The 3354-nt window shown below is 63.9% G+C and carries 2 protein-coding genes and 1 pseudogene; 2 read left to right on the forward strand and 1 reads right to left on the reverse strand.

Annotated elements, in window-relative coordinates; genetic code table 11:
* Together B3873_RS00210 and B3873_RS00215 are read left to right on the forward strand one after the other, a co-directional pair.
* Positions 1–502 (forward strand): annotated as a pseudogene (locus B3873_RS00210) (Bcr/CflA family drug resistance efflux transporter); the annotation flags it as partial.
* A 66-nt stretch (positions 503–568) separates the two neighbouring features.
* The gene (locus B3873_RS00215; RefSeq protein ID WP_286863449.1) at positions 569–772 is read left to right on the forward strand and encodes a hypothetical protein; all 204 of its coding nucleotides are present in this window, start codon (positions 569–571) and stop codon (positions 770–772) included.
* Between the two features lie 113 nt (positions 773–885).
* Here B3873_RS00215 and B3873_RS00220 read toward each other — a convergent pair whose 3' ends face one another.
* Complete coding sequence (locus B3873_RS00220; RefSeq protein WP_286863450.1) at positions 886–3294, reverse strand: DNA polymerase II; 2409 nt, start codon at positions 3292–3294, stop codon at positions 886–888.
* Positions 3295–3354: the final 60 nt, after the last annotated feature.

Raw genomic sequence — 3354 nt, forward strand, 5'->3', positions numbered from 1 at the left:
GCCGACCTTCTTCGGCTACCTGGCGCTGGCGATCGGGATGATGTATTTCCTGGGCGGCATCTCCAACCGCATCCACCATCGCCGCCTGCCCTCGGCCGAACAGCGGCTGCGCATCGGGGCGCGGGTGATGACGGCGGCGGCCTTTGCCATGCTGGCCCTGGCCCTGCTGGTGGGGCTGACGGTGTGGACCCTCATCACGCCGGTGCTGGTGATGGCCTTCTGCGCCGGGGCCATGTATCCCACGCTGATGGCCAAGGGCAATTCGATCTTTCCGCACATTGCCGGACTGACCAGCGCCATCCTGGGCTTTGCGCTGCTGCTGGTGTCCTCGGGCATGATGGGGCTGGCCGGGTTCGTCTCCATCCACAGCCTGACGCCGCTGGCGGTGTTCTTCTGCATCGTCGGCCTGACCGTGATTGCCATGGTGGGCAAGCTGCTGCAGCACCTGCAGGTGCCGGCGGCTGCGGCGACGTTGCAAGTCAGACCATCAGAAAAACCCTGATATCCGCCGCCTCCCGGCAGGCATACGATGTGGCCATCGACACTGATTCATTCCCGGGAGGACCCCATGGCCATCATCCAGACCTTGCTGCACTACGGTAGCTATCTCGCCGCGTTCTACGCCGTCTATCTGCTGGCGGGCAGCCTGGCGTTCGGGCTGGTGCTCTGGCAGAAGGTCTACGGCAAGGCGCAGCGCCAGCCGGTGCCGGTGCGCGTGAGTGTGCATTCGGAGCGGATGGACGGACGCGAGCGCGATTCTTATTACCGCTGAAGCGTGAATACAGTGATGGGTCGAGCGTAGACAATCGCTGTTCGCCTGCAGGTCAGCCAAGGGCTGGATTCGTGGAATCCGGCCCTTTGTCTTTGGTGATGCTCCCCATCCATTCAGAACAACTCCTGCTGCGGCGAGGTCACCGCTGCAAAACTGTCGCCCACGAAGACCAGGATGGCATCGGCCACCGGGGCCAGCTGGCGTTCCAGGTAATGGCCGTAGTCGATGGCGGCGCGGCGTTTTTCCAGGGGTTCCGGTCCGGCCGTGGTCATGACGTAGTTGATCCAGCCGCCTTGCTGGTATTGCAGCGGACGCCCGCCTTCCTCGTTGACCTGGTCGGCCATGCGCGCAGCGCGCACGTGGGGCGGGACGTTCTTTTCGTAATGGTCGAGCTGGCGGCGCAGGCGCTTGCGATATACCAGCAGATCATCCAGCCGCCCGGCCAGCAGGTCGGCCACGTAGCCGGTGATGAAGTCGCGGTAAGGCTCGCCACGGAAGATGCGCAGATACAGTGCCTGCTGGAAGCGCTGCGCCAGCGGCGACCAGTCGGTGCGCACCGTTTCCAATCCCTTGTAGGTGACCTTGTCCTCGCCTTCGCTGGTTCGCACGTAACCGGCGTAGCGCTTCTTGCTGCCGGTCTCGGCCCCACGCACATGCGGCATCAGGAAACGCTGGTAATGCACCTCGAACTGCAGTTCCAGCGCGCTTTCCAGCTGATACTGCCCGGCCAGATGGCGACGCCACCAGTCATTGATGCGCGCGGTCAGCTGCAGACCGATCTGGCGCGCCTCGTCATCGCCATGCGGCCGGCGCAGCCAGACGAAGGTGGAATCGGTATCGCCATAGATGACTTCGTAACCCGCCTCCTCGATCAGCTCACGCGTGCGATGCATGATCTCGTGCCCGCGCCGGGTGATGGACGAGGCCAGGCGCGAATCGAAGAAGCGGCAGCCGGTCGACCCCAGCACGCCGTAGAAGGAATTCATGATGATCTTCAGCGCCTGCTGCAACGGCTTGTTGCCCTGCGCCTTGGCGGCTTCGCGCCCCTGCCAGATCTGCTCGATGATGGCCGGCAGGCTGTGGCTGCGGCGTGAGAAGCGCGCGCCGTTATAGCCGGGCACGGTCTCGCTCTCCGGCTCATTCAAGGTGCCATCGACCAGCCCGACCGGGTCGATCAGGAAGCTGCGGATGATGCTGGGATACAGGCTCTTGTAGTCCAGCACGATCACCGAGTCATACAGCCCCGCGCGCGAATCCATCACGAAGCCGCCCGGACTGGCCAGTGCCTCGGCATCCCCGAGATTGGGGGCGACGTAGCCCTTGCGATGCATGTGCGGCAGATACAGATGCGTGAACGCCGCCACCGAACCGCCGCTGCGGTCGGCCTGCAGGCCGGTCACGCTGGCACGTTCCAGCAGGAAGGAGAGAATGTCGGTCTTGGCGAAGATGCGCGTGACCAGTTCGCAGTCCTTGAGGTTGTAGGTGGCCAGCGCCGCCTTGTCCTCATTGAACATGCGATCGATCTCGTCCATGCGCTGATACGGCGTGGCAATGGCCTTGCCTTCGCCCAGCAGCGATTGCGCCACGTTCTCCAGACTGAAGGACGGGAAATTCCAGAACGCCCCGCGCAGGCTTTCAATGCCGTCGATCACCAGCCGGCCCGCTGCGTTGACCAGCAGGTGATTGGCGCGCATGCCATGTTCGCGCCATTCCAGTGCCCGTCCCGCACGGCCCAGTCGCAGCGTGGTGTGGTATTTCTGCGCCTGCTTCTGCAGCACGTTGAGGTCGAACTGCACCAGGTTCCAGCCGATGAGCGCATCCGGATCGTGGCGTGCCACCCAGTCGTTGAGGCAGTCGATCAGTTCCTTGCGGCTCTGGCAGAACTGCAGTGCGAAATCCACCGACTCCACCGCACCACTGGGCGGCCCCAGCGCATAGACGCTGCGCTGGCCGCAGCCTTCGATGGCGATGCTGTAGAGCTCGCCCTGCCAGCTGGTTTCGATATCCAGCGACGCCAGCCTGAGCGGCGGACGATAGCCCGGCAAGGCACGAATGCGCGCTTCTGCCAGCACCCCCTGCCCATCGTCCACGCCCTGAAAGGCCAGCGGCGCATTGATGAAACGCTCCATCAGATAACGTTCGGGCGGACGGATATCGGCTTCATAGACACTGATGCCAGCGGCGATCAGGGTCTTCTCGATCTTCAGCAACTTGCGATACTGGCGCGCATACAAGCCCAGCACCGGGCGCTGGCTGACATCCTTGAGATGTTCCAGCGCACGCAGTTCCATGCCGGGTTCGTGGACGATCAAGGCCTGCACGCGTTCGGCCTCGGCTTGCGGCACGAAGGCCACCGCTGTCTGCGGCGGCAGGCGCAGGCATTGCGGACCGTCATCAGTGGCCACCCACAGCTCGATCTCCACACCGGCCGGGGTATCGCGCCAGTGCCGGGACAACAGGAAGCCTGCGCGTTCGCCGGGGCGCAAGGCGGTGGAGGAAAGAGGAGCGGCTGAGTCGGTCACCGTCGATGGCTGGCTGGTGCGGATGGAGACGGGATTGTAGAACTCATTTCATCAATAGGC

The sequence above is a fragment of the Herbaspirillum sp. UBA812 genome, from assembly GCF_002296545.1.
In the GTDB taxonomy this organism is placed as follows: Bacteria; Pseudomonadota; Gammaproteobacteria; order Burkholderiales; family Burkholderiaceae_D; genus Herbaspirillum; species Herbaspirillum huttiense.